General features: G+C 48.8%; 21 protein-coding genes. 9 read left to right on the top strand and 12 right to left on the bottom strand.

Annotated features, from left to right (window positions below; genetic code table 11):
* Positions 1–403: 403 nt before the first annotated feature.
* From AMM41_RS10275 to AMM41_RS21905, 8 genes are all read right to left on the bottom strand, one after another.
* Positions 404–868, bottom strand: a complete 465-nt coding sequence (locus AMM41_RS10275) for a type III secretion system chaperone (protein ID WP_089957248.1) — start codon at positions 866–868, stop codon at positions 404–406.
* A complete protein-coding gene (locus tag AMM41_RS10270) occupies positions 865–1401 on the bottom strand; it encodes a hypothetical protein (protein ID WP_089957245.1) in 537 nt (178 codons plus the stop codon). The genes AMM41_RS10275 and AMM41_RS10270 overlap by 4 nt, the downstream gene beginning before the upstream one ends.
* Entirely contained in the window at positions 1398–1955 is a 558-nt protein-coding gene (locus AMM41_RS10265) for a hypothetical protein (protein WP_089957243.1), read from the bottom strand. The genes AMM41_RS10270 and AMM41_RS10265 overlap by 4 nt, the downstream gene beginning before the upstream one ends.
* Entirely contained in the window at positions 1952–2488 is a 537-nt protein-coding gene (locus AMM41_RS10260) for a redoxin family protein (RefSeq protein WP_089957241.1), read from the bottom strand. The genes AMM41_RS10265 and AMM41_RS10260 overlap by 4 nt, the downstream gene beginning before the upstream one ends.
* A gap of 17 nt (positions 2489–2505) precedes the next feature.
* The gene (locus AMM41_RS10255) at positions 2506–4380 is read right to left on the bottom strand and encodes a hypothetical protein (RefSeq protein WP_194944732.1); all 1875 of its coding nucleotides are present in this window, start codon (positions 4378–4380) and stop codon (positions 2506–2508) included.
* Positions 4381–4871: 491 nt separating this feature from the next.
* Positions 4872–5264 carry a hypothetical protein gene (locus AMM41_RS10250; protein WP_194944731.1) on the bottom strand — a complete coding sequence of 131 codons (393 nt, stop codon included), beginning with the start codon at positions 5262–5264 and terminating at the stop codon, positions 4872–4874.
* Between the two features lie 46 nt (positions 5265–5310).
* Positions 5311–7212, bottom strand: coding sequence for an ATP-binding response regulator (locus tag AMM41_RS10245; RefSeq protein WP_089957232.1), 1902 nt, complete (start codon positions 7210–7212; stop codon positions 5311–5313).
* Positions 7213–7285: 73 nt separating this feature from the next.
* Positions 7286–7813 (bottom strand): hypothetical protein, encoded by a 528-nt coding sequence (locus tag AMM41_RS21905; protein WP_194944730.1) that lies wholly within the window; start codon positions 7811–7813, stop codon positions 7286–7288.
* Between the two features lie 257 nt (positions 7814–8070).
* On the opposite strand from AMM41_RS21905, the gene AMM41_RS10240 reads away from it, so the two are divergent.
* The 9 genes from AMM41_RS10240 (at position 8071) to AMM41_RS10205 (ending at position 19927) form a co-directional block, all read left to right on the top strand.
* On the top strand, positions 8071–9192 hold the full coding sequence (locus tag AMM41_RS10240; RefSeq protein WP_089957229.1) for an HrpJ domain-containing protein: 1122 nt from the start codon (positions 8071–8073) through the stop codon (positions 9190–9192).
* 31 nt (positions 9193–9223) lie between these two features.
* Positions 9224–11323, top strand: a complete 2100-nt coding sequence (gene sctV, locus AMM41_RS10235; protein ID WP_228769221.1) for a type III secretion system export apparatus subunit SctV — start codon at positions 9224–9226, stop codon at positions 11321–11323.
* A 36-nt stretch (positions 11324–11359) separates the two neighbouring features.
* Positions 11360–11830, top strand: coding sequence for a type III secretion system chaperone (locus tag AMM41_RS10230; protein WP_089957226.1), 471 nt, complete (start codon positions 11360–11362; stop codon positions 11828–11830).
* Between the two features lie 72 nt (positions 11831–11902).
* Complete coding sequence (locus tag AMM41_RS10225; protein WP_194944729.1) at positions 11903–12229, top strand: hypothetical protein; 327 nt, start codon at positions 11903–11905, stop codon at positions 12227–12229.
* A gap of 57 nt (positions 12230–12286) precedes the next feature.
* Positions 12287–14425: a hypothetical protein gene (locus tag AMM41_RS10220; RefSeq protein ID WP_194944728.1), complete on the top strand. Its 2139-nt coding sequence runs from the start codon at positions 12287–12289 to the stop codon at positions 14423–14425.
* A 9-nt stretch (positions 14426–14434) separates the two neighbouring features.
* Positions 14435–14725 carry a hypothetical protein gene (locus AMM41_RS21900; RefSeq protein ID WP_194944727.1) on the top strand — a complete coding sequence of 97 codons (291 nt, stop codon included), beginning with the start codon at positions 14435–14437 and terminating at the stop codon, positions 14723–14725.
* Positions 14726–14732: 7 nt separating this feature from the next.
* The gene (locus AMM41_RS10215; protein WP_089957219.1) at positions 14733–15938 is read left to right on the top strand and encodes a patatin-like phospholipase family protein; all 1206 of its coding nucleotides are present in this window, start codon (positions 14733–14735) and stop codon (positions 15936–15938) included.
* Positions 15939–16009: 71 nt separating this feature from the next.
* Positions 16010–18121 (top strand): hypothetical protein, encoded by a 2112-nt coding sequence (locus AMM41_RS10210; protein ID WP_089957217.1) that lies wholly within the window; start codon positions 16010–16012, stop codon positions 18119–18121.
* A gap of 126 nt (positions 18122–18247) precedes the next feature.
* On the top strand, positions 18248–19927 hold the full coding sequence (locus tag AMM41_RS10205; protein WP_089957216.1) for a hypothetical protein: 1680 nt from the start codon (positions 18248–18250) through the stop codon (positions 19925–19927).
* An 85-nt stretch (positions 19928–20012) separates the two neighbouring features.
* Here the strand turns inward: AMM41_RS10205 and AMM41_RS10200 are convergent, their stop codons facing one another.
* The 4 genes from AMM41_RS10200 to AMM41_RS10185 form a co-directional block, all read right to left on the bottom strand.
* Positions 20013–20624 (bottom strand): FlgO family outer membrane protein, encoded by a 612-nt coding sequence (locus AMM41_RS10200; protein ID WP_089957213.1) that lies wholly within the window; start codon positions 20622–20624, stop codon positions 20013–20015.
* An 87-nt stretch (positions 20625–20711) separates the two neighbouring features.
* On the bottom strand, positions 20712–21209 hold the full coding sequence (locus AMM41_RS10195) for a type III secretion system stalk subunit SctO (RefSeq protein WP_089957211.1): 498 nt from the start codon (positions 21207–21209) through the stop codon (positions 20712–20714).
* A 10-nt stretch (positions 21210–21219) separates the two neighbouring features.
* Complete coding sequence (locus tag AMM41_RS10190; RefSeq protein WP_089957208.1) at positions 21220–21690, bottom strand: hypothetical protein; 471 nt, start codon at positions 21688–21690, stop codon at positions 21220–21222.
* A gap of 39 nt (positions 21691–21729) precedes the next feature.
* Positions 21730–24093 (bottom strand): secretin N-terminal domain-containing protein, encoded by a 2364-nt coding sequence (locus AMM41_RS10185; RefSeq protein ID WP_194944723.1) that lies wholly within the window; start codon positions 24091–24093, stop codon positions 21730–21732.
* Positions 24094–24211 lie beyond the last annotated feature (118 nt).

Raw genomic sequence — 24211 nt, 5'->3', positions numbered from 1 at the left:
TTGGGATGAGCCTCAACAGTTACCTCTAAAAAATTCACTTTCAAGCCAACGCTGATCTCGTTGAGCTGTTCGCAGTCGGATTTTCAACACAAAACCATATCAATTGACGGCCAAGTTGACCCAAACCACCGGTTCACAACAAGTTCAAAAAAGACCGATGCCCTTTCAAGGGGTTTGCAAAAGAAATCGGTGGTCACTGCACCAGACAGGCAAATCTTTGAACAGCGAGCGTTCCTTGTCATTACCCTTCATACGTCAAACTGACTGCGAAACCAGAGCCAGCAGCTGGGTCAAAATTTTCAGACATCAATTTCTGCTCAAAGAAAAAACCTTTGAGCCAATGGGGCTTGAGCACCAGACGCAGTACCACATTCAGAGATCACTGCGCCAGGGTCTGTGAGAATCACACACGCACGGGTTCAAACCATTTGGCAGCATGTTGATGGCTTTGATGTGTCAGCAAAGCATCTCGCTCAAAGGCCAATTCACGTGCCATGAGTTGTGCCGTATCGACCAAATTGATGACCATGTTGCCAAAAATCTCTGGTGTCATATTTTCAGGAGAAATTCTGTAACTCAGCATGATCATGTCTCGGTCTTCATCCCAACCCAATATGGCCCCACGGGTTTGGGTTGCATAGGCATTGAGTCGCATGGCCTCGGTGATTCGTTTTTTTCCAAGCTCTCCACCCTCACTGCGAACCAGGTCGATGAATACAAAAATGTCATCTGCATGAGGCGGTAATTCAATGGTGACATCGAATTTATCCATCACCCTGAATCCGCACAAACCTGATTGAAGATTGAACGAGCCTGCAGGCAACTGGGCACCTTGAGCCCAGTTTTGAATCAAATCCACTCGGTTCATACTGTATTTCCTTCCAACTCTTGAAATTGCACCAGTGCTGCAGCAAACCGAAGTGTTGCTGTATCCAAATCAGTCTCTCCTCGGGCCATTTGAATCCAAGGAAGATACGCCACGCCCAAAGTCTTACGCAACATCAAATGCATTTCATCCAACAAAAGACACAAGCCATCGCCATCGCCAGCCAGGCCAGTTACCTGAAGTGAAAGTTCATGGCCAGAACGTTGCAATTGCACTGGAGCCATCAAGTCGGACGTCTCTGCTGCAAAAATGTTCAAGTCTTCAAGTGGACATTGGATCTCAGACAACTCGCTACTGACTGTGTATGTCAGGTAGGTACCACCCAGCAAAGATGTCAACAAAGTCAACTCACCTTCGAGTGAGCGGGTAATTTGCACTGTCCAGACAGCGCCATCCGAAGAGACAGATGAAAAGTCAGCCCCCGACACTTGTGGCGCATGACGATGAGGCTCCAATTGCCTCAAGTTCAAATGCGCTTCCAATTGTTCCACCATCCCCATCATTTGATCGCTCATGACAGTGCCGCCTCCATTCGATCATCGAACACTTGATCCACCAGGGCTTGCGCATCGGATGGCGAAAACTTTGTCCAATCCAGTCGGTTGATGGCAGAGACGAGATAACCCGATAAATCAGCAAGGTATGCGAACCGCTGATCTGGGTCCAGCAAAGCCCCCTCAGTGACAAGCCAGGTGCAATTCAAAACCAAATGCTGACCATCGGGATCAATTTGCAAGCGCAGAGGACTCCAGCGAAGTGAAGCACGCTGACCAAACGCCAGCCAAACAGGATGATGGCGGATTTCGCCTGAATCAGGCCAAGGTAAGGTCGCGGTCAACGTCATCGTGCAAACCTTGTGGGAATGCGGCGCTCTCGTGAAAGAGCACGATCCATTCAGACGAATTTTGGGCGTTTCAATGGGCCAGTCGACTTCCCAAAAGACACCTCTTTGGAGCTCGCCGACTTGCAAGTCCACCGGTTGATATCCAGCGACAACCAACCTGCGTTTGGTTTGATCGCGCAGCGTGTCCAGCAAACTCTGTGAAGCTTGGAGATGGTCACTGCTCATGAAAGATAAGCCTTCACAACGTCGAGCATATAAGCGGCCTGAGTCACTTGATGGCGTCCTGGCGGATCCACCGCCTCATGCAAAATCACACCGTTACGCAACAGCAGCGCATATGGCCTAGGGCGTGTTCCCATGCACAAGTCATACAGACAGACCACCAGATTGAGTGCCTGCGAGAGTGAGCCATCATTGTCAATGACCCACTTCAGTGAGTCACCAACGCCCATGCTTTCAAACCAGCGATCGTTGACCCAAGGATCGTTTGGACTCAGGCACCAAAGACCCGTTACCCCTTCACGCTTGAAGTCAGCGGCCATCTTCACGTACTCTGGCACCTGAACTTGTGTAGCAAAAGGTGTGAATGCACCTGGGACTGAAAAAATCAAATGCGTACCATGCATCCAGAGTTGGCGACTCTTGACAGCCGTCACGGATTCCAAGGATTGATCAGCGGGTTCACCCATGTGATCCACCAAGTCGGATATCAAACTTCTACGTACCAACAAGTCCGCATTAGGAATATGGTTTTGCATCCAGTCAGTCTCCTGCCTCAATAGGCTTTGTCGAGCCTACGCTCATCTTTGGGTGATGGTAATGTGAAAGCTTGCGTGCCCAAATGCAATGGAAAAGTCGCAGCCAAACGCACAGGTTCTGACCTGAGCTTGGTCTCAGCCAGTCGCTCCGTTTGGCGGGCTCCTGAAATCAGGGGGGTTGATCGAGGAGACAACGCTGCGGCCGCCCAAGCACCAGCCTTATGGCCCAAGTTGGGATATGACTTTTCCAATTGAGCCTTTTCTCTTCGGGCCTCAAGTTTGCCTTTGATGAATCCTGACAAAGCGTGCAGTCCAGTGATGCGAAGGAAACTTTCACCGCTGCCTGCTTTGAAGCCGGCCCAACTGATTTTGACGTTTTCACTGTAGAGCGCTTTTTGTAATTGACCTAAGGCCTTCTCTGGATCCGAGGTCAAACGCAGTTGGGTGATTTTTTGATTTGTGAGACCAAAATTGCTCAAGTATTGAACCGCTCTCGCCTTTTGTTCATCCGTACCATTTCGGAGTCGATCAATCAACGCCCTCTCTGCCAAACCTCTATTTTCTGGGCGGGTGAGCGTCTCTTTGAGTTGAGTTCCTTGCTGAGCCTTCGCCGCTGTCCAAGCCTCAGCGGATCCAAATTTTTCGCGATCCTTGTTCAGCTTTCGATTGTGAATACCGTCATAGGCAATGATGGCCAGCGTCGAGGCCGTCGATGCAGCGCCAATTGCGGCTGTAATAGGAGCACCAACACCTGTACCGAGTGCTGCCACTTGTGCGGCAAGAGAGGCGGTATTCAGGGTTGCCGTCATCAAGTTTTTGCGGGACTGAACCGTTCTTTCCTGCTTGATATGTTCAGTGATGCTTTCAAGCACCTCATCGCCTTTGGCATTGTTCCCAGCCAAAGTGGCGTTGTTCAAAGCCACGATGTTGTTGCCACTTTTCCAGATCGCACCAGCTGCATAAGCGCTTGCAGTGACAACACCTAAACCAGGAACGGTTCCCCCGGCCAAACTGATGGCCGAGGAAACGACGGCAACAGTGCCCACCGAAACATCCTTGATTTTTGCAAATCGATCACCTGCCACCTGTAAGCGGCTTTGAGTACGGTCTGCACCAGATTTGTTCACCAGCGCTTCCATGCGTTCAAGTGCTTTGGGGTTTTCCTCCAGACTTTGATTGGGCCCGGTTCTGAACTTTCCAGAGGCTGGATCAAAATCACGAACAAGCCCTTCAAACTCCTTGCGGTCACTGTGCGCTGCGGCATCTTGTGCCAATAACAAGCCTAATTGAACGGTTTCTTTGGCTGTTCCTACAACGCCTGTGATCCCCCAACTTGCGTCCAATGCAGTGCCGATGCCAGTGGCTGCACCCGTGGCGGCGACGTTAGCCGCTTTCGCAGCTGTTGCTGCCGCTCCCAGCGCACGCAAAGCACTGTGCACGCCTGTCGAGATGCCTCCAGTGACCTCAGCCGCTTTGGCATAGTTGAATTCGCTTTGTTGTTTCCCGTCAGGCCCGACTTTGCTTGTTGTCCATGCGGCCCCCGCTGTATCGATCGACAATCCAGGGGCACTCAAAAGATTGAGTCCAGCACTAAAGTCTGAGCCATTGAGGATGGCTTTGTATGCGGTGGCTTCCTCTCCAATGGAAGCCAGGCGAGAACTTGGGTTTTGAATGGCAGATGAAGAGGGCAATCGGTGGCTGGAGGCGCTGAGCAAGCTAGACCCAGATGCCGCAGCTTCAACCCTTGATTCAGCCTGAGTGAGCGATGTCACCCCGGGTAATTTGGCGACCTCTACCGTTGGAGCAGACTGATCAAGGGCCGCCTTTGCCGTTGGCGTGAATGTTTGAATACCAATGGAGTTCGATGGAAGCCTGTTGACGGTTGTATTCATGATCTGCTTACCCAAGGCTCCACACAAAAGGATCTAATCAGGATACCCAAGCTAGAATACTACCATAGTATAATAATGATTTCCAGTCATAATTCAACAAGCCACCACCATCTCACACAGTTGTCGAATGCAAGTGATGATCGACGCTAATTTCAATAATTTGTAGCGGAATCAGATCCATCGAATCTCAACCTCATGAACAACAGTTGATGAACGATGTCAAACAAAACGACCTTATGGTGCAACTTAGGTATGTGACTGTATTTGGCGCTTCACCGAACAAAGCTCATCGCATTTGCTGGCGTAGAGGCCATAGATGTCATTTCGGCCGAGCGCCAGCGTGATAGTGCGTGGTGAGCGGTCAAGGGTTCGAGCGTTATCTCGAAGGGTGAACTTCTGAATGGGTTGGCAGGTGTTGCATTTTGTTCATTAATGCGCCAAATCAAAAATCACGCCTGATGTTGTATTAACTGTGAGGATTATTAAAATAATTATGAATCTGAAGTGGAATGACTTTTGACCTCGACAATTTTTGATCCTAATTTGAGATTGATATTTAATTTAATGCTGGCGCGAAGATCATTGCCACTGTAAATAGCTCGAGCACAAGCAAGAAATGATGGACCAAAGTCTTGCTCTTTTTCAAAGGCACGGACTTTGACTTCAAGATCCCAAAGTTGAAGGTTGACCTGAAGCAATTGAGCTTGTGAAATTTCAAGCCATTCTTGATCTTCCTTGTTGAGTGGATTCGAGAGGAGTATGGAATGCAATTGATTCCATTCAAATTCAACGTGATCGATTGACTTGGTGTTTTTAATTTTGAGTCGTTTAATTTCAAGAATGGTCAGTTTGTCAATTAACTCACCAAAAGAGCAAGGAATCATGATTAGCATGATAAAAATAAATTTAAAATTGTATTAAATTAAATAATTATCTATTTTTTAATGTTTCCATGATGTTTGAAATAAGTTGATCACCTGAAATAGGTTTGTGAACAATTCGAAGACCAGATTCACTGAAAATATTGACGTGCTCAATCGATGTATCACCAGTAATCAGAATGGCAGGTATATTTTCATTGAATTCGTCACGTATGTGCGCTATACAATCCAAGCCATCTTCTGTCCCCAAGCGCCAATCACTGAGAATCAAGTCGGGAACATTTTCAAAGTGACTCAACTTTTGGATGGCATCATGTGATGATATTCCTGTTAAAACTTCAATTTTATATGTTTCCAAAAGCAATCTGGTAGATTGTAAAATATTAATATCATCATCAATAAGAACGACAAATATACCAACTGGTGGTGAATTTTCTTTGGATCCTTTGGGAGGAGTATCCTGGCTATATTTCAAAGCAATGCGCATGGGCAATATGATAGAGAAAACTGACCCCATATTTAAATGACTGTGAACACGAATATCCGATCGAAGACGTTTGGCAATACGGGATGAAATTGAAAGACCTAAACCAATACCTCTTCCTGTATTGCTCAATGGCAAAATATCTTTTTGTGATCCAGGCACTTGAAAAAATTCTTCAAAAATGCGGAGACGCATGGATTTTTCAATCCCTGGACCTGTATCAACAATACGAAATTCAAGATTTTTATCCCGTTTGACAATCGATAAACGAACGCCGCCATGTTGTGTATATCTGATGGCATTGACAATTAAATTACGGAGCAATCTTTCCAGTAAATTTAAATCAGTGGAAACTTCCATAATTTGAAATTGTTTTGGCAGCTTTAACTCAAACTTAAGACCCTCTGCAATCGCAAGGTTTGAGTAATCCATTTCCAATTGAGAAATCATTTTTAAAACTGAAACATAACGTATATCAACACGAACGGCACCAGCATCCAAACGAGATATATCAAGTAAAGATTCAAACATTGAATTGAGATAGCCGGTACTTTCTTTTAAACTGAATAAGCTGGTTTTAACAACCTCAATGCTATGTAAGTCGTTTGGAAGTTTCAATTGCTGCTCATAGCTTCTGGCAAGTGCAGACAGGTAAAGATTGATGGCATGCATCGGTTGTCGCAAGTCATGACTCACCGAGGCCAAAAAACGGGATTTGGCCAAAGTGGCCTTCACTGCTTCATCATGTTTGGTTGTGACTTCATTTAACAAGTTATAAACTTCACTTTGAAGTTGGAAATGACTTCGAAAAACATTTGAACTACGATAAGCAAACATGAGAGAGAGTGCACCCATGAGAGAAAGACCCAGAGGAAGTGTCCAACTCCAGGGTTGCATGAATTCAAAATAATTTAGTAAAGTGATGATGGTGGCGGGAATCAAACCAGCACTGACGTAGGTAGTGAAGGCAACGTGAAAAGTGCTGTAAGAATATAAAGCACCGAAAATAAATGCAACATGGGTAAATAAAAAACCAATCAAAACTAAAGTATTTTCATCTGAAAATAACCACCACCCCCAACCAAACATGCCACCAGTCAATAAACTTACAATAACATTCCATCTTAAAAAAATCGCTGTGTATGGAAAAATGTCTGAATCTTTAATCCATTTATTCGACCAAATATAAATTATCTGACGTAGAATACTTCCACCTAAACCAAGAAATAAAAATACACCAATATCTAAAAATTCATGGTTTAATTCAATAAAAATAAATGTAATAATAATGCAAGACAAAAAACTCGCCAAATTGGCGAGTAACATACTTTTATGTAAATCTTGAGTCAGCATCCGCAGGAATTCTTTTGTGAATTCCTGCATTGGATGCTCATCTTTTTCAAGTCCAATCCAAGACTTAAACGGAAAAATATGTTCGAATGAATTAGCCGTTTTTTCTTTGATCATGGGAAATTATATTTTACAAAAGTATATTAATTAAAATAATATAAATATATAATTATTGTGAAAAATTTAAAAATCAAATATTTGGATCTGTTGTAGGTGCATCAGACAACTTTAAAAGATTCAAACGTGTTTGAATGTCTTTTGTTTCTTGATCAAATTTTCTTAAATGGGATGAAACATGGTTTTCTCTTTTCGGAGACTGTAAAAGCTGTGTCGCTTTTGTACTGGGCGTGTCTCTTTTTTCGACCTTAGCAGAACTCAGCTTCCATTCTTTGTTGGCTTTTTTATCGGCTCTGTAGAGTTGAAATTTATCGTAGAGTGAATGCAAAGCTTCAGAGAATTTTCTGGCTACAAATGCTGCACCCGCCTTGATGTCTTTGACTGTATCTTTGACTGCAGATCGAGCGTAAGCGGCTGTTTCATTGGCTGCCCATTTCCCAACATCCGCAATCAGTTTGACTGTCCGACCTCCAAAGTTATTTGGAGCATGTGCCTCTGATGCGCGTGCTGTGACATTGGAGGAAATTTCGGTTGATGTTGCTGCGCTGATGGTTTTAATTTGTATGTTGATATTCAGCGGTGGGCTTGACTCGATGGGCATATCGTTCCTTTCATGATTGTGGCTATCAATTTTTTAAGAAAGTATAGAGGGCAATAGGTAGATGAACAAATGTTAATAAAGTATGGTGAATAAAGTGGTTGGTAGATTATATTAAATAGTACTATAAAAGTAATAAATATATAAATATTACATCTAAATTATTCTATAAAAATCAAAAAAAGCTCAAATTATTATAGTTTTACATATGAGACCTTAGTAGCATATACTAACACTACCCCAGACGATTTCATCAAGCCATGGCCACCGTAGGCGCTCCTTTTCAGAACCGTGTCGATACAGCAGCGCTAGATGTGCTGGCAGCTTCACGTTTGCAGCAGCCTGCCAAGTCTCAAGAGATCCGAACACCAGATCCCATCATCGTGAGCGATCCGACGTTGATGATGGCTGAAATGGCTGAAGAGCTGGGTTTTCTGAAGGCCGAGGAGCTCGGTGGTGCTGATGAAGCAGAAGGCGATCAAGATGCCGCTTTTGAAGATTTGATCAGCGAGTTGATCAAAAAATCAATGAAGGCCCAAGCCGGTAAAGCTGCACCTGAAGAGACCCAGCAGCAGGCCAGCGCCTTAAAAGACCAATTGCTCAAAGGTGGTGTGAATGCCAAAGATCAGCAGAGACTGAATGACGCGCTGCGTCAATTTTCAGGGGGCTCAAGTCAAAAGGCCCTCGCACTGATGGCCGAGTTGGCCAAGTTAGCGCAGACTGATCCAGCTTTGGCCAGATTAGGCTTTGGTCAGCAAGCGATTGTTGATTTTGCGCTTTCCCATGAGCAAGGTTTGCAAGCTGCATTGAATATTGCAGATGCCCTTGCGCAGGCTCCTGACATCGCACAGGATTCAGCTCAAAGAATTTTGAGTTTGTATGAAGAATCCATATCTTCCAGTCAAAGTGTCCTGCAAACATTTCAACGTTTGGGACAGACAGAAGGTATTGCCACACTGAGCGATTGGAGAGCTTTCCTCACAGAGGCCGTCGCCGCTGATTTGGCTAAACAAAATTCTGGGGGAGACAAAATTCAACTTCAGTTGATCCTCACAGAACTCAAAGGCTTTCGGACATTTAACACCTTGACTCAGGGTCTTGAAAGGCTCATGAAGTCTTTACCCAAGGACGATGGACATGAGCCTCCTCGGATGATGCAGGCCACGCTTGACTACATAGAGCAACCATTAAGAGAGTTTCCTAATTTTGAAGCCTGGGCTCAAAAACTTGTCCTGGCACGAAAAATTCTATTTTTTCAAAAGTTCAGAAATTTATTGAAGTCATTACCTGACGATGCTTATGCAAGCGCTGAACAAAAAGCAGGAACTTTAATTCCTTTTCAAAAAAGAGTAGACGATCTCACTTGGAGTGAAGACATATGAGCATCAGAACGCTCCAAATGAAAAAAGGTCAATGATGAATATGCGCAAGATTTCGGATCTTTTGAAAGACAGGCAAGACATCGTTTTGGCGGTCTTTGTGGTCTCGGTCATTTTCATGATGATCGTTCCACTCCCAACATGGTTGGTGGACACCTTGATCGCTTTGAACATGAGCATTTCAGTGGTGCTCTTGATGGTTGCGGTCTATCTCAAGTCACCGCTTGATTTTGCTGCTTTTCCAGCAGTTCTCCTGATCACGACGCTGTTTCGACTGTCCATTTCGATTTCAACAACACGATTGATCTTGTTGGAAGGCGATGCAGGTCACATCGTTGAAGCATTCGGCAATTTCGTCGTCGGCGGCAATCTTGTGGTGGGCGTCGTTATTTTCTTGATCCTGACGATTGTGAACTTTGTGGTGATCACAAAAGGTGCTGAACGTGTGGCTGAGGTCGGTGCACGTTTTTCATTGGACGCGATGCCAGGCAAGCAGTTATCGATCGATGCTGACATGCGAAACGGAGCGATCACCCAGACAGAGGCCAAAACACTGCGAAACAAGGTATCGCAGGAAAGCAAACTCTTTGGCTCCATGGATGGCGCGATGAAGTTCGTCAAAGGTGATGCCATTGCCAGCATCATCATTGTGTTTGTGAACTTGTTGGGTGGATTGGCCATTGGCACCTTGCAGAAAGGCATGTCGGCGGGTGATGCCATGAATCTGTATGCCGTCTTGTCCATTGGTGACGGCCTGATTGCTCAAATTCCAGCACTGTTTATTGCCATTTGTGCAGGCATTATCGTCACGCGTGTGTCCGATGGCGACACCAGCAAAGATTTGGCGGGAGACATTGGCGCACAAGTGATGGCTCAGCCCCGTGCACTCACAATTGGTGCCGCCATGCTCTTGGTCTTTGCACTGGTTCCTGGCTTTCCTGCACCAGTTTTTGTCTTGCTTGCAGCTGTTTTGCTCATACCCGCTGTATTGGCTTGGAGAACCAAAAAATACGGTGGTAAACCACGTGCAGAGGCATCGAAGCCTCTGGAGCCCTTGATGGCTCCACAAAAAGAGCAGATGAATCGTCAAGACTTCACGGTCGAACAAGACGACATTTTTTCGCCGACGACACAACTTTTGGTCGAATTATCAAGCAGTCTGGAACAACACCTGTCCAATTACAACCTGCGAGCTGAAATCAACAAGGCACGCCTGCAGATTTATTTTCGCTTAGGTGTGAGTTTGCCACCCATCGAAGTTCGACGAGGCGAAGGCTTGCCTGACAATCATTACCGAATATTTGTGGCAGAAATTCCATCTGCAGATGGTGAGGTCATTCCTAACCATTTGTTGATTTTTGACGATGCCAGAAATCTTGAACTCTATGAAATTCCATTCACGGAAAAGGACGAGTTGGTACCGCGAATGAAAGCAATTTGGGTGGATGAAAAATATGAAGCCCAGTTGAAATCAGCCACCATTCGATACAAGACTGAACTAGAAGCGATCACTTACCACGCTGAATTTGTTTTTGCCAAATACGTTGGGCATTTTATTGGCATTCAAGAGGTGCGACAGGTTCTTACGCGACTTGAAAGCAAATACCCTGATCTGGTCAAGGAAGTGCAGAGGGTCGTACCGATGCAAATGATGGCTGAACTTTTTAAGCGATTGGTGCAAGAATTCGTCTCGATTCGTGATCTTCGCGCGATATTGTCCGCGATGATCGAATGGGGAGCCAAAGAGAAGGATCCGGTGGTTTTGGTTGAACACATCCGTATTGCTTTATCACGCCAGATTAGTCACCAATATGCGGCCCGAAATAATGTTTTATCCGGAATCTTGTTGGATGGTGAAATTGAAGAAACAGTGAGAAATGCCATCCGTCAAACTTCAGCGGGCAGTTATCTGTCTTTGAGCCCAGAAATATCAAAAAGAATTGTTCAACGTATACGCGACAAGGCTCTGCCTGTGCTTTCCAACGGCGCACCTTGTAGTTTGATTGCCGCCATGGATGTACGGCGTTATATACGTCGAATGATTGAAAGCGAACTTCCCGAGTTGCCCGTCTTGTCTTACCAAGAACTGGCCAATGACATCACCCTTCAGCCTGTTGCTCGTGTGACAGCTTGATATTTCCTGTAATTTTTAACAACAACGGAGAAAACTATGCAAGCAGCTCGTAATCTGATCAAAGAACTGGGACGTCATATTGGACTTGACAGTCTTGAGCTTGATGAATCCGGTCAATGCACTTTGGCCTTTGATGAGACGATTGTTTTGACATTTGTTGGCGACATGGACGATGGTCTGAACGTCGTGAGTTATATCGGTGACCTTGAATCCAATAATCATGGTGTTGCTTGCAAGCTGCTGGCTCAAAATTTTGTACCCAATGGGCTCGGTGGTGGTCGGGTCGCCATGGAACCAGACAGCGAGCGAGTGGTATTGGTTCATCGTTGGGATGGCATGCGAACAGATTTCGGTTCGTTCACCGCAAATTTAGAAAGCTTCGTCAATGCGGTTGAATCTGTTCGAGCAGAACTGGAAGCAGGCGCTTCAGCTGGCACAGGATCCAGCTCTGCAATTGACTCGCCCATTCGTGGCCGGGATTTGCCCCCTGCAGGCAGTTTTGCTTGATGGATTTTTCCGATGGTGAGGAGGTAGACCGATTCACCATCACATCTGTTCAATCTTGTCAGGTCACATTTCATGTCTGAATCAAAAACTGAACCAGATGATGGTTTGATAAATAAATTGAATGATCAATTGAAGCATTGGGAAAATTTTGTGCAAGAGCAAAACCAAAAACGAAAAGAGCAAGCCTCGATGCTGCAAGATTTGCTCAATGAATCTGGACTGATGGAGCGAGGTCTCAATCCGCTGTCACCCGAGTTTGCTGAGATAGCCAATGATCTGGAATTTCAAAAACAAATGAGCTTGCATTACGGTTTAAAACTGGACAAAGGCCTTCCCATTGATACCAGCAAACCCGATGTATCGCTGTGGCGTCAGCGCACACGTGCACTCAAAGTGTGATTTGCGAGGAGAAAAAACTGGGCAGTCGATCAATTGAGTTGATGAATAAAAAAGTATATGCCACCACCAACCATACACAGAATTACCGATGTCAGTGCCTACCTTGGTGTTCTTCAACGGGCTGAGGCTGCCGGATTACACGTTCGACTTGGAGTGGATGGAAAGACACTTGAAGTTGCAGACATGCCGGTGCTCAAAGGGGAAAGACCGTCCCCAGAAATGCAACGCGAACAAAAAGCCGTTTCCGGGCGGCTTGATGAGTTGATTCGGCAGCAGATGTGGAGCACTTTTTATGGCACTTCTCGCAACGTCAATGCGCCTCCTCTTCACAAACGAGAAGCCAAGCATGAAATCAATGCATCGGATACACCACGTGGCATCAGCAAATCTGCTGTGTTGGATGCTGCAAGCCATGAAGGGCTTTCATACAAACACACGGCCAAAGACAGTCCAGAATTTCGTGCCGAGTTGAAACATGCTTTGCAGGATTTGCGACAAATGGCACTGCAAACAGGTCTGAACACGGTGGATCAATTTGCAGAGGATGCCCTGGATGATCTGACTGATGAGCGAATTCCAATGCATGTGCGTTTGAGGATGATGGCAGAGCGTGTTCCTGATGTCATCAACGAGTTTGGTTACTTGGGCAGTACTGCGGGATCAAACGACAAACGTTTTTTGGAGATGATGAATAAGCTGGCACATGCCTTGTCCTTGGCGGCTGGGCCCATTGAAGAGGCATTGCAAGATAACGATACGGCTGCACAGCAAAAGAAGCAACAATTCTCTGCTCAAATTGAGAAAACGCGATCCGAGCGAGCCCAATCCATGAACAAACAGGAGGCGGCACGTTTGATTGCGACCCAAGAGGGGCGGCATATCATTGAGCAACATTTGCAACAAGCTCTCCATGCCGCAAGGGAGGTCGTAAGGCAAAACAATCCAACACGTCCTGACGAGGCCATGGCGCTGCACAACAAGCTCGGGCGGGTTGAAGACCGACTTGTGACCCCCAAGCCAGGTGAACAAGATGCCAGCCGTTGGGAGGCTGCGATCGATATTGCGCAAGAGCACCAAGATGCACTGCAACGGCAAACAGCCCAGCAAGATGAAGGAACACAGGACAAGACCACTGTGATGAGTGGATTGATGGAGCGCTTGTCAGATATCCGACAGATGCTCAGTCAATGGAATACCCGCACCCCAACACAAGGGGGAAAGCCACCCACCGAGTTGGGCCATCAAGAACGCCATGAATCAGCGACCACCCAAGGCCCGCCATCGAAAAAATCAGAGCCTGTCTCCCATGGTGTGCAAAGAGAGGTGGCCACCTGGTCGGAGGCCGGATCACAAGCTGCACATGTTCGCACGGGTGGTGAAGCGCGAATGACGCTGGAAACCTTGGCCAAACAGACTCTGCGCAGCATGATGGACAACATGGTTCAATTGGCTGGAGTGGTGGCAGCTGGAGGTGGACATGCGGCCGCAATGGGTCAAATGTTCATCAAGGAACGATGCGACAGATCACGCGCCATGATGGCAGCTCTGGCAGTGGCTATTTCTGAAATCGAGTACACCTACCGTAACAATTCGCGCGAAAGACTTCGTGCGGCATGCAGTCACATCATTCCGCATTTAGGGAACATTGATTCACTCATTGGCATGGCTGCGGCCATGGATGACAACGAGACCGTGCAGCGATTATTCCGTTTGCGTAAATGCCTGGTGAGTGCACACGGCAACGTTCAGCCGCCCTATCTGGCTTTTCAAGCAGTGCCATTGCCACCCGAAATTTTCAGAGAAATCGGACGCAGCATGGGGTCCGCAGCAATGGGTGGAGCTGGCGCAAAGAGTTTGCTTCCTGAAGAAATGGGTGTTGCAGATCTTCTCAAGGCATCGTGTGAAATCATTGATCGCGTGTTGCGGCAATTGCTTGAATTGTTGGAAAAAGCAAAAGGTGCAGCTTCATCGCATCGATCAGGCCCAGTCCTGCAATTGGTGATAGACACATTGGGCCACAGCGAAATGGCAATGACCGAGAAATCAAAATTGTCATTGGCTCTGTTGATGGCGATTCAGCCTGAGCTGCAGATGGCCTTCGATCATTCTCAAGATCCATTGGAGAGGCAAAAATTGCAAGCAACGCTGGCCGAATTGGTCAATTTGCAAAATTTGCTTTACCCCATCAAGGCTTGATCGTTCTCGATGGTCAGTTCTTTGACGTTGGCACAAGTGCTACTGGCATGTACATTGGTTTTTGCCATGGGCATTGCCATTCAAGATGATGGCAATGCGATGGTGGCCGCCGTTGATGAGTGGCTGAAGGAGGGCGCAACAAGCCGATCAAGAGTGGGCGCACTGATCTATGGCTGGCAACGCAGTGGACGTCCAAAGAATCCTATGGATGGGGCATTCTCTTGCTTTGGTCATTTGCTAGGTGTGCAATGGCCTCGAGGGTCATCACCATCGCACTTTTTTGGAAACTTCAGCAGCTGATGCATCCATGAATTCAGATCGAGCTCAGACAGCGCTCACCGGACTCATTCTCACTGGCGGGGGAGCGCGAGCAGCCTATCAAGTTGGCGTGTTGCAGGAAATCGCTTCCATGCGCAAAGCGGCTGGCATGGCTTTGGGTAACCCGTATCAAGTGATATCTGGGACATCTGCAGGCGCCATCAATGCCAGCATGTTGGCCTGTGCTGCAGATCGTTTTGATGATGCACTGGACAATTTGAGTCAAATATGGCGTGAGTTCAAAGTCGAGCAAGTTTACAGATCAGATGTATTGGACATGATCCGTTCAGGCGCTCGCTGGATGACGCTGCTTTCATTGGGTTGGTTATTCAGTCAAAAACGTTTGCGTCCAAAGTCTTTGCTGGATAACTCTCCACTGGGGCGGTTGCTCCACGAACACATCGACTTTGACCGATTGCCCGCATTGTTGGCTGAGGGGCATCTGCATGCTTTGGCCGTATCGGCCTCCAACTACAGCAACGGTGAGCATGTCACCTTTTACAACAGCAAAAGCAAAATTGAGCCTTGGGTGAGGAACCAACGTGTGGCCATGCAATGTGAGTTGAAGCATGAGCATTTGCTGGCCAGTTCAGGCATTCCCTTGGTTTTTCCCGCTGCATGTCTGCAAGGTCCTCAAGGCATGGCATGGTACGGAGATGGTGCCATGCGTCAAACAGCGCCCATATCGCCTGCGATTCATTTAGGTGCAGAAAAAATATTGGTCATTGGGGCGGGTCGGATGAACGAGCCTGAGGGGCAAAAACAGCAAGAATCCCTCAATTACCCGTCCATGGCCAATATTGCCGGCCATGCATTGTCCAGTATTTTTTTGGATTCATTGGCGGTGGATGTTGAGTTGCTGCAACGTGTCAACAACACCATTCGCTTGATCCCTGAGGACAAACGCGTCGAATCCAAACTGAAGTCGATTGAGTTGTTGGTGATCTCACCGAGTGAGCGATTAGACCTGCTGGCCATCCAACACGCCAGTGCCTTGCCTTCAACCGTACACAACCTCCTCAGGACTTTGGGGGCTCAATCCAAAGGTCAACTGGGGCAAGGTGGCGCTTTGATCAGTTATCTGTTGTTTGAGTCAGCCTACACACAAGAACTCATGGCCTTGGGGCAAAAAGATGCCCGTCTCAAAGCCCAAGAAATCCATGACTTCTTTGGATGGCAACAAGGTGCAGATTAATAGTTTTTTGAAACCGGCCAACCGTGCAAACTCTCCATTCAGTTCATTAAATCCGATTCAGGACCTTGACCATGCCGACAAACAAGATCAACACCACGCCTGCAGTGCCCCAACAATCAGTGCAGGTTTTCAGCAGTCCGAGTGTGACGGTGACCGTGGTGTCACCTGCGGTGACATACGGGCCTCGTTCAATTGCAACGGTCAATCTTGGGGCCTTGCCTGCGCCAACAGTGGGTCAGCATGGCATCTTGCACAAAGCGCAAGCCTTGGCGGACGCCTTTGCCGACAAAATCCATCAATTTGTTGGGCGTGCACAAGCTGCTGTTCGACGAACACCTTCGACGCTGGATACAACGCGACTGCAAGCCCTGGTGGGTCAATCCATATCGCCCAAAGTGGCGAGCCAATTCATGGATCGATTGGAGTTTGACCACATTGGGCGCCTCACCGGGGCCAAGCCTGGCGCAAACCTCAAACCCAAAGAATGGGCTGCACTAGAAGGTGCTGTGCAAGACCGTCATTTGACTCAGACCAACGCAGCGGGCTCACGAGATGCGGCCCGCACAGACCGTGAAATCCTTCTTGACATCAGTGGTCAGATTGATCGAGCCCTCGGTCAAGCTTCTTCTTCATTGAAACCCGACCTTGAGGCAGCCCAAACATTGGTCAAGGAACACTGGCTTAATTTTCATGTAGCTGGCAATGCGCCAACGCCTCAGTTGCTCAATTTTGTGGCGGACAAATTTGTCGCCACAGCGCCAGAACTGTCGGCCGCAGCAAGAAGCTTGGCGCAAGAGGCAGCGAAGCCCAAGACGGCCACACAAGCGTATGACAACACGTTTGGCCGGCAATTTGAATCGGCTTTGGTGCATGAATTGGTCAAACAACCACCCGCGCCCGTGCTCAAGGCGGCAGCGCAGACAGGTGACTTCCTGTTTCGCCAGATCCTGTCATTGCCTCCCCAAGCGCAAGCAGAAACGCTCAGGAATCTGGCCTACAACCTGGGACATGACCCACGCCCTTGGCACGCAGAAACCCCCGATGTGGCTCGTTTTTTGGCCAAGCCTGACATCGACAATTTGCAGGCCATGCTCAAACCTGCCAACCTCACTGGCTATGATGCGGTGAAAATTTCTTGGATCGGGGTCAAAGCGTCGATTTCCTATCCTCCATCAACGCCTGCGCCATGGATGGCACAAGCCAACGACAACTACGCAAGCACCGTCGTGGCAGCACGATCACAACGTGATGCTTTAGGCGGAGTGGGCACAAAAATTCAGACCAGCGCATCCCACTTCATCCAGAAGGATCTGGAAAAACTGTTGGCCCCCCGTAAAGCCGATCCCAACACCCGCGCCACCTCTGAAGATCAGCACAAATACATTCGGCAATTGATGGATCGGGTGGCTTTCGGTGCGAATACCCCCGCCCAACTGTCGGTCGTTATGGGGCAGTTGCGTGACCATTTCCAGCCCCTTGACCCACAAGTGGCCAATTTTTTTGCACACTACCAAAACCATTACGCCAACGAACCTCACCCTCACCTTGCCTTTGAGACAGTGCACACGGCTTTGGATGTTTATGACAAACAACAAATGGCAAACCAAGCCGTGCAATTCACACCGCTTCAGACGTCGGGATATGGCACGGTGTTGGCCCATCAACCTCAGTTGGAGGGGGGTGCCAATTGGGGCAAAGGACTGTCTGTGCAGGGAAAGACAACCCTTGACCTGGACAAGATCAAGGCATTTGATGCCAACGCCTTGAGCCATGAAATGAACTCTGTGAACGGACCATCCGGTTCAACCAACATCATGAGCTTCATGTATTTGCAAATGCAAAAAGAAGATCCGCAATTCAACTTGCAAGACGCCTTTGCGGGCACCATGATGTTCTTGACTTTCGACGGTGGGCATTCTTTGCCCGAATCCGTCGGGACGTTCCGATCCATCACCTCAGATACCCGTCCAACACAAGTTGGGGGTAAGCCCGTCGCTGAGCACAGTCAGATCATGACCCAGCGCAGGCAGGTCCTTGAAAACAATGTATTGGCCTATGGGCAACTCCAGCAATTGTTCGGCAGCGGTGAGACCGCCCATGGTGTGAATGCTGCTGTAGAGCGTGCTTGGGAACGGACACGTCAAACTTTTGATGCTGTTCATACCGAAAGAACAAAAGCCTGAGTGACGATATTGCATTTCAGTGCAGCTGACTCTTTGTCATTTCGTCAAGCCACAGTCCACCGGCACCACTTTGGAATGAAACGCCCAAGTGGATGCCCGGAACAACACATTTAATTGGAGAAAAACATGGTCGGAAAAATTGGTGCCAACACAAGCACTCATCAACTGGCAGTCAGTGAGTTCAGCAACGAACAGCTCAAAAACACAGCCAACAGAGAGTTGCGTGCTTTAGACCGGAGCAGAGGCGGTTCGTCAACGATTCTCGACAAAGGCACATTGGGTCGGTTTGTTGCGCATGCCTTGCATCTTGGTCAACGTACCGAGTTTGTGAGAGAGCAAAACACCAAAGTCGTGGCGGCCTTTGCAAGGGCCTTGGATCACAAAGGTATCGATGGGGCCTTGCGAGATCATGCTGTCCAAAGTTTGCGTGAGCGTGTGGCCACCCTCAACAGCCAAAAGACCATCTTGACATTTGCTGATCTGGACAGTGTGCTAGAGCAAATGGATTCAAAAGCTCTGGACATCGTGACCTCCTATCTGCCAGCCACTTCGGACAGCTCCAAGGGCATGCTCAAAATCAAAGCAGATGGCGCTCAATTTTCGGCAATTGCTGAGAAGCACAAGTTGGAGACGCCTGAAATCAAAGAGAAGTTCCGCAACGCACTGGAAGCTCGAATCCTGGGCCTTGCCAACGACCCCCAAGTGGGGCCAAGTGCCGTTTTACACAGCCTTCACGAACTGGCCGAAGAGTCGGCCGTTGGTTTGACACCAGGTCACTATGAAAAGCCTGTCTTGGACTTGTTCAACGAGTTCCCCGTTGGACTGACCGATCCCAAAATCATCCAAGATGGCAGCTACCAAATCCAGGGCAACCCCAAAGAGGGGGCTCAGACCTTCATTTATTTCAAACGCAACAGTGCTGACAACATTCCCTATGACGCGCAAGGGGCGGTTGATCGACGTCAAGCCGCACTTGGAAATACCGCAAAGGCTGACACCCCGGCGGCCAAGGGCTTATGGGCCAATGCAGAGCAAAAATACCACTTCAGTGTGGACAAGCAAGCGCTTCACAATGGCCAAGCTTGGCCCTTGCTGCATGATCTGCTGACCTCAGAAGAAAACCCCTTTTTGCAGTGGAAGATCGGCAACCCCAATGGGCTTGGTGCATCCGTCAAGAGTGATTTGGATCAATTGAAAAAGGATTTTTTTGAAACCGGCCCGCGACTTGTCAGCGACTCTTCCGGTCAGAAAAAAACCTATCCCCCCATTCCGCAGATGGAGCAAGATCTTGAAAAGGCCAAAAACCTTCAGGGCCTGCGAAAGGACATGGTGATCCAAGGCAGCATGACTCAAGACGATTACAACAAATATGGTCGTGCATTGGCTGCTCAAGAAGCCGAATTGAATTTCGTTCTCGGTGAATTCAAGAAGAAACACGAGGACCTCAGCAGCGATGGTCGTTGTGTGGATGGCGCACAGTTCACGCTCTACACCCAAAACGATCCTGACAAGCCATGGCAAGCGGATGATGTCAAAAAATACACACAGTTTCTAAGCAAGCTGGAAGGCATTCTGACCAATGCAGGGATTGAGCCTGGTCAACTGCCTGAATCGGATGTGGTGGTGCCCGGTCTGCGTTTTGCCACATTCCGAGATGAAGGTATTGGTGATGCGGCTGAAAGAAGCCATGCTGGATTGGACTACCAAAACCCACCTGAATGGCTCAAGCAGCAGTACAGAGACACCGATTTTTTCAAGCTCAGTGCTCAAACCGTGACCCTTGAAAATCCCGCCATCAAGGCTTAAAAACTTCAGGCCGCTCCATCATCAGTCACAGGGTCGATGCAAATGCACCGACCCTGTGAAGAGGGCGAAAAAAGTCATGACGGTGTCAATATCGACCCAAAAGCTTTCGAACATTGACATCGTTTGGGATGACAAATTCAGAAGATGATTCGATCACGCCATCCACTGTTCGAATCGCCTTCAAGTGCACAAATGTGACGGTTTCAGCGGCTGTATAGGTGCCTGTGACCATCAAGGATGAGGGTTGAGTCTTGGCCTTGTTCTCGGCCAGTGTCGATGCATCAGGGGGCATCACCTGTTCACCAGAGCTGTCGCGTGACGGCGCGGTTTCACGCAGGCCCGTATCCATCACACCAAAACCATGGGCGACCATGCTGGATTGAAGTTGCTCCGAAAGCATGCGGCTCAATGCTGTCGACGAGCCTACTTGGTTGGCATCCACCACGGTACCCACCAAAATTGAATGAGCTCGATAAAGTTCAGGAATGCGTTCAACCAGTTTGTGCACAGCCGAACGGACAACTTCGGGCAAGCGCTGAGATTGGGCATCTTGCCAGTTGTGATCTGGCAAAGGTTTGGGGGGGGCGCCACGCAGCACATGACTGGCTTCGAAGGGAGGGAATCGGGCAGAACAGGCAGACAACATGGCTGTCGTCAAAGCCAGTGTGGACATGCCCACAAGACGTTTCAAATTCATAGGAACCACCTTCATTGATCGGATCATGGGCAAACACGCTGGATGTTGCCTTCGCTGTTCATCATTGATTTGCATTTTTTCAAGGGCTCAAGCGGCCTTGCGCATCTTGCGCACAAACTTAGAGCTGGCCAATTCGTCCAAGACCTTGGCTTGAGCACGCGCTTCAATGACCTGCATTTTTTGCCGCTCCGCTTTGATCAAATCCCTCATGGCATCGAGCTTGACCCTTTCCAGGTTCAAGAGACGTTGGGCTTCCAAGGTGGCCATACGTGCAGCTTCCAACGATTTTTCTGCTTCAGTCACCTTGGCTTTGTAATCTTCGACACGAGCCCGCAATTGCGTTTCTTCATAGGTCTTTTCAGCCAAAAATTCACGACTCACCAATCGATTCATGCAATCGGCATAGAGCTGTTCGATCAGACCGGGGAGTTTGCGTTGGTAATCTTCCAGCGCCTGCTTGGCGTTGATCAAAGCCTGTTCAGCTTCGCGCTGCTGTTTTTGCATCATGCGGAAATGCTCTTCCGCCTGGTCCACCCGTTTGATGCGGATCCCCTCAATCTCCCGCAAGGCCCTGATTTCACTCATTGCCGTGACCTTAAGGCATAAAAATCACATGATTGAAATCGTCTCCAGCACGGCGTTGTGTGCGACTTTGTCCTGGAACAGGCATCGTGCTCCAGGCTTTTTCGACCAACTTTCCGAAAAGTCGCAGACGCTGACGCCATTGTTCATCCGGCAAATCCAGGCCAGGTACCCACCAAGTCAATCGATAGAGACTCGCATTGGACGGGTCTTGCACAATGCCACAGGGCAAATGGTGCAATGCGTTGCGATTGAACACCAAAGCCTGTTGCATGAAATCAAGATAGGCGGCCGAAGTGACAGGCACTGGCCATGCTTCAGACGTGACCCGAGCCATGAACGATGGATTGACCTCGTCCACCACAATGTTGACCGAAGCCTGTCCCTCCAACAACAAGCGGTAGCTGGCAAGGGTGCCATCGACGGTTCTATTGAGATCGCGGCGTTGTGCTGTGCGTTTCAGGTAATCGGCAAGTGTAGACATCACTTTATGTTTCTTGCATGAATCTCAGTGACTTCCGGCTCATTTGCTGGAGTTGTCTAAGCGCTTCAACTCGGAGCGCAACGACGCTTGGTCGCGTTGTGCCCGTGCCAAAGCAGGTTCGGCCAGTGCGCCTCCTTGCGCAACTTCCTGCGACAAACGTGAAACGGCTTTATCCGCCCGTTGCAACTCTGCTTCGATGATGCGGCGAGACGCTTGATCACGAAGAGCTTGCCCACTTGAACTGCCAGTCTCAGATCGGTTGTTTGACGGTGGCGATGGGGAAACTGCGGGAGGTGTTCTCAGTGGCGGGGTCAAACCAGAACCCTTGCCTGGCGCATTTTGTGGTTCGCTGCTGCCAAAGGGTGTTCCGGGTGGACGCCATTGAGGATCATTGGGATTCCATTCCTGCGTGTCTTCTTCAGAATCTGAATCTGAGTCTTTGCGCTCCTTCTGGCTTCGACTGGAGGAGCTTTCTTGGTTGGTGTCTTCCTTGGTCGGGGCAAGGGGCACAATCGCTGCTGGCACGGGGACGACCAAAGGCGCCATCGCAGGTGTATTGCTGTCCGAGTTCAATGGACCTTCATTTTTGGGGTTGGGTACATCGATGCTCAAATCCGAACGACGAGGAGTCAAACCACTGCCACGAATCAAATCCGGCACCCGATCCAGAACACGATGGCTGTTGGTGTCGGGACCTTCGGGGCCCAATGGCCCACTGAGCTGAGATGAGTCTTCACCCAGCAGGCGAGGGCGCACCACGTAAATACGAACATATTGTTCAAACTCATCGGTGCGTGAACGTGCCAGTGCTCCGAAGATGGGTAAATCTTGCAAAAACGGAACACCGGAATTGCGGTTAATGCGTTTTCGAACCACCTGACCACCAATGACCAGCGTGTCGCCTCCGCGAACAACCGCCTGAGTTGAAATCTGGTTTTCCAGCGTTCGTGGCAAGTTGTCCACCACAGCACTTGTGCTCGCATCAATCGATCCATCCTGAATGCTGATCAACAGTCGAATGCGCCGGTCATTGCCGGTCTGTCCACCCGTTTGTGCCACCAACGGCGTGACTTTCAGCAGGGTTTCGGCCGTGACACGCGTCAAGGATGCATCTTGGTTGCCTGAAACCTTGACAAAAAAGCTTTGACGGGCAGAGAACGTTGCCTCAAGGTTGTTGAGTGTGACCACGGAGGGCACAGTCAGCACCTCGGTATCACCATTGCTTTCGAGGGCCCTGATATTGGCCAGTAACTGTGCTCCTCGAGAAGCTTGCAAAATCACATTGGCACCGGCCACTGCCGAGCCTCCGGGCAGAAATTGCCGAGTCAGTTGTGAAAAACCATCGGCCGCTTGTGACGCAGCGCTGGGCGATTTGCTGGCCCAACTCAATCCCAAACCAAACTCATCGATTCGAGAAGCCTTGATGTCGATGACAAAAGCATCGAGTTGCACCATGTCTGCGGCTTGGTCCAAAACTTCCACCAATTGACGATAGCTCTCTTGTAAGCTGGCCCGGTCACGAACAATCAAAGCATTCATGCGTGCGTCGGCAATGACCGCAGGTTGATTGGCGGCAATTGCCAATGACACCGGATCCAAGGGACGGTTGGGGGTATACACAATGCTTGAATCTTGCTCACGCCCATTGGCATTTCGACCACCTGCCAATGCGTCCAAACGGGCCACCCGGCTGATGCCGGTACCCGTAGGCGAAGAAAAAGACCCTGCGCCATCATTTTGTGGTGATCCCAAACCAGTGAATTGTCGGAACAAGCTGGCCACACCTGCAATGCGGATCTGGTTCGACCCCACAGTCAGCTGTTTGTCGTCCACATAAGCATTGTTGAGGCGAAACACCATCATGCTCAAGGGTTCGGCGGCGGGAGGCTGTGGACTGGCCAATGGGGGTGCCGTTGCTGTCACCGTTGCCGCAACACCAGGGGTCTGTGATCGAGCAGCCGTCTGAGGAGTGGGCTTGGCCATGGTGCGCTGGACAAAATCGACAATCACCGGGACCCGCAGGGAAGCAATTTGGTTGAGCCAAGCAGGGATGCCGGTGACTTCAATTTCTTTGCGCTTGGCGACAACCCGAATGCTCGAGCCTAGATTTTGAAATTCTTGATTTGCCAACACAGCCACGCGTCTGGCCGCTGAAGACTTGGACGCGGTGAACGTCATGGTGCGAGTCTCGGCGACCGAACTCAAAAAAATGCCTTCCCGTCCAATGGCCCACTCCAACCTGAGTTTGCGGGCCAAATCACGCACAAAAGCCAAACCATTGTTGCCAGCAAACTCGCCTGTCACCAGCATCTCATTGAGACCACCGGTCAGAATCAATCGGATGCCCAGTGCGGATTCAATTTGACGCTGTAACTCGGCAAGTGGTCGGTTATTGCTGGTCATCCGAACCGGCAGTTTTGTCAGATTGGGGAGAACCTCAGAAACATCCCATAAGTTGGGTTGATCTGACGGTGATGCGTTTTGAACTTGCTGAGATGGAACGGGCAATCGTTGCGAAGTG

Source organism: Limnohabitans sp. 2KL-3 (assembly GCF_001269405.1).
Lineage (GTDB): Bacteria > Pseudomonadota > Gammaproteobacteria > Burkholderiales > Burkholderiaceae_C > Limnohabitans_A.
Note: the sequence above shows the minus strand (reverse complement) of the source record. Positions and strands in the feature narration are given on the sequence as shown.

Coding starts and splice junctions, on each gene's coding strand:
- AMM41_RS10245 (WP_089957232.1), bottom strand. CDS start 7,212: ATGATCAAAGAAAAAACGGCTAATTCATTCGAACATATTTTTCCGTTT.
- AMM41_RS10250 (WP_194944731.1), bottom strand. CDS start 5,264: ATGATTCCTTGCTCTTTTGGTGAGTTAATTGACAAACTGACCATTCTT.
- AMM41_RS21900 (WP_194944727.1), top strand. CDS start 14,435: ATGGTCAGTTCTTTGACGTTGGCACAAGTGCTACTGGCATGTACATTG.
- AMM41_RS10195 (WP_089957211.1), bottom strand. CDS start 21,209: ATGAGTGAAATCAGGGCCTTGCGGGAGATTGAGGGGATCCGCATCAAA.
- AMM41_RS10265 (WP_089957243.1), bottom strand. CDS start 1,955: ATGAGCAGTGACCATCTCCAAGCTTCACAGAGTTTGCTGGACACGCTG.
- AMM41_RS10255 (WP_194944732.1), bottom strand. CDS start 4,380: ATGAATACAACCGTCAACAGGCTTCCATCGAACTCCATTGGTATTCAA.
- sctV (WP_228769221.1), top strand. CDS start 9,224: ATGATGAATATGCGCAAGATTTCGGATCTTTTGAAAGACAGGCAAGAC.
- AMM41_RS10215 (WP_089957219.1), top strand. CDS start 14,733: ATGAATTCAGATCGAGCTCAGACAGCGCTCACCGGACTCATTCTCACT.
- AMM41_RS10230 (WP_089957226.1), top strand. CDS start 11,360: ATGCAAGCAGCTCGTAATCTGATCAAAGAACTGGGACGTCATATTGGA.
- AMM41_RS10220 (WP_194944728.1), top strand. CDS start 12,287: ATGCCACCACCAACCATACACAGAATTACCGATGTCAGTGCCTACCTT.
- AMM41_RS10205 (WP_089957216.1), top strand. CDS start 18,248: ATGGTCGGAAAAATTGGTGCCAACACAAGCACTCATCAACTGGCAGTC.
- AMM41_RS10190 (WP_089957208.1), bottom strand. CDS start 21,690: ATGTCTACACTTGCCGATTACCTGAAACGCACAGCACAACGCCGCGAT.
- AMM41_RS10210 (WP_089957217.1), top strand. CDS start 16,010: ATGCCGACAAACAAGATCAACACCACGCCTGCAGTGCCCCAACAATCA.
- AMM41_RS10240 (WP_089957229.1), top strand. CDS start 8,071: ATGGCCACCGTAGGCGCTCCTTTTCAGAACCGTGTCGATACAGCAGCG.
- AMM41_RS21905 (WP_194944730.1), bottom strand. CDS start 7,813: ATGCCCATCGAGTCAAGCCCACCGCTGAATATCAACATACAAATTAAA.
- AMM41_RS10225 (WP_194944729.1), top strand. CDS start 11,903: ATGTCTGAATCAAAAACTGAACCAGATGATGGTTTGATAAATAAATTG.
- AMM41_RS10260 (WP_089957241.1), bottom strand. CDS start 2,488: ATGCAAAACCATATTCCTAATGCGGACTTGTTGGTACGTAGAAGTTTG.
- AMM41_RS10185 (WP_194944723.1), bottom strand. CDS start 24,093: ATGACCAGCAATAACCGACCACTTGCCGAGTTACAGCGTCAAATTGAA.
- AMM41_RS10275 (WP_089957248.1), bottom strand. CDS start 868: ATGAACCGAGTGGATTTGATTCAAAACTGGGCTCAAGGTGCCCAGTTG.
- AMM41_RS10270 (WP_089957245.1), bottom strand. CDS start 1,401: ATGAGCGATCAAATGATGGGGATGGTGGAACAATTGGAAGCGCATTTG.
- AMM41_RS10200 (WP_089957213.1), bottom strand. CDS start 20,624: ATGAATTTGAAACGTCTTGTGGGCATGTCCACACTGGCTTTGACGACA.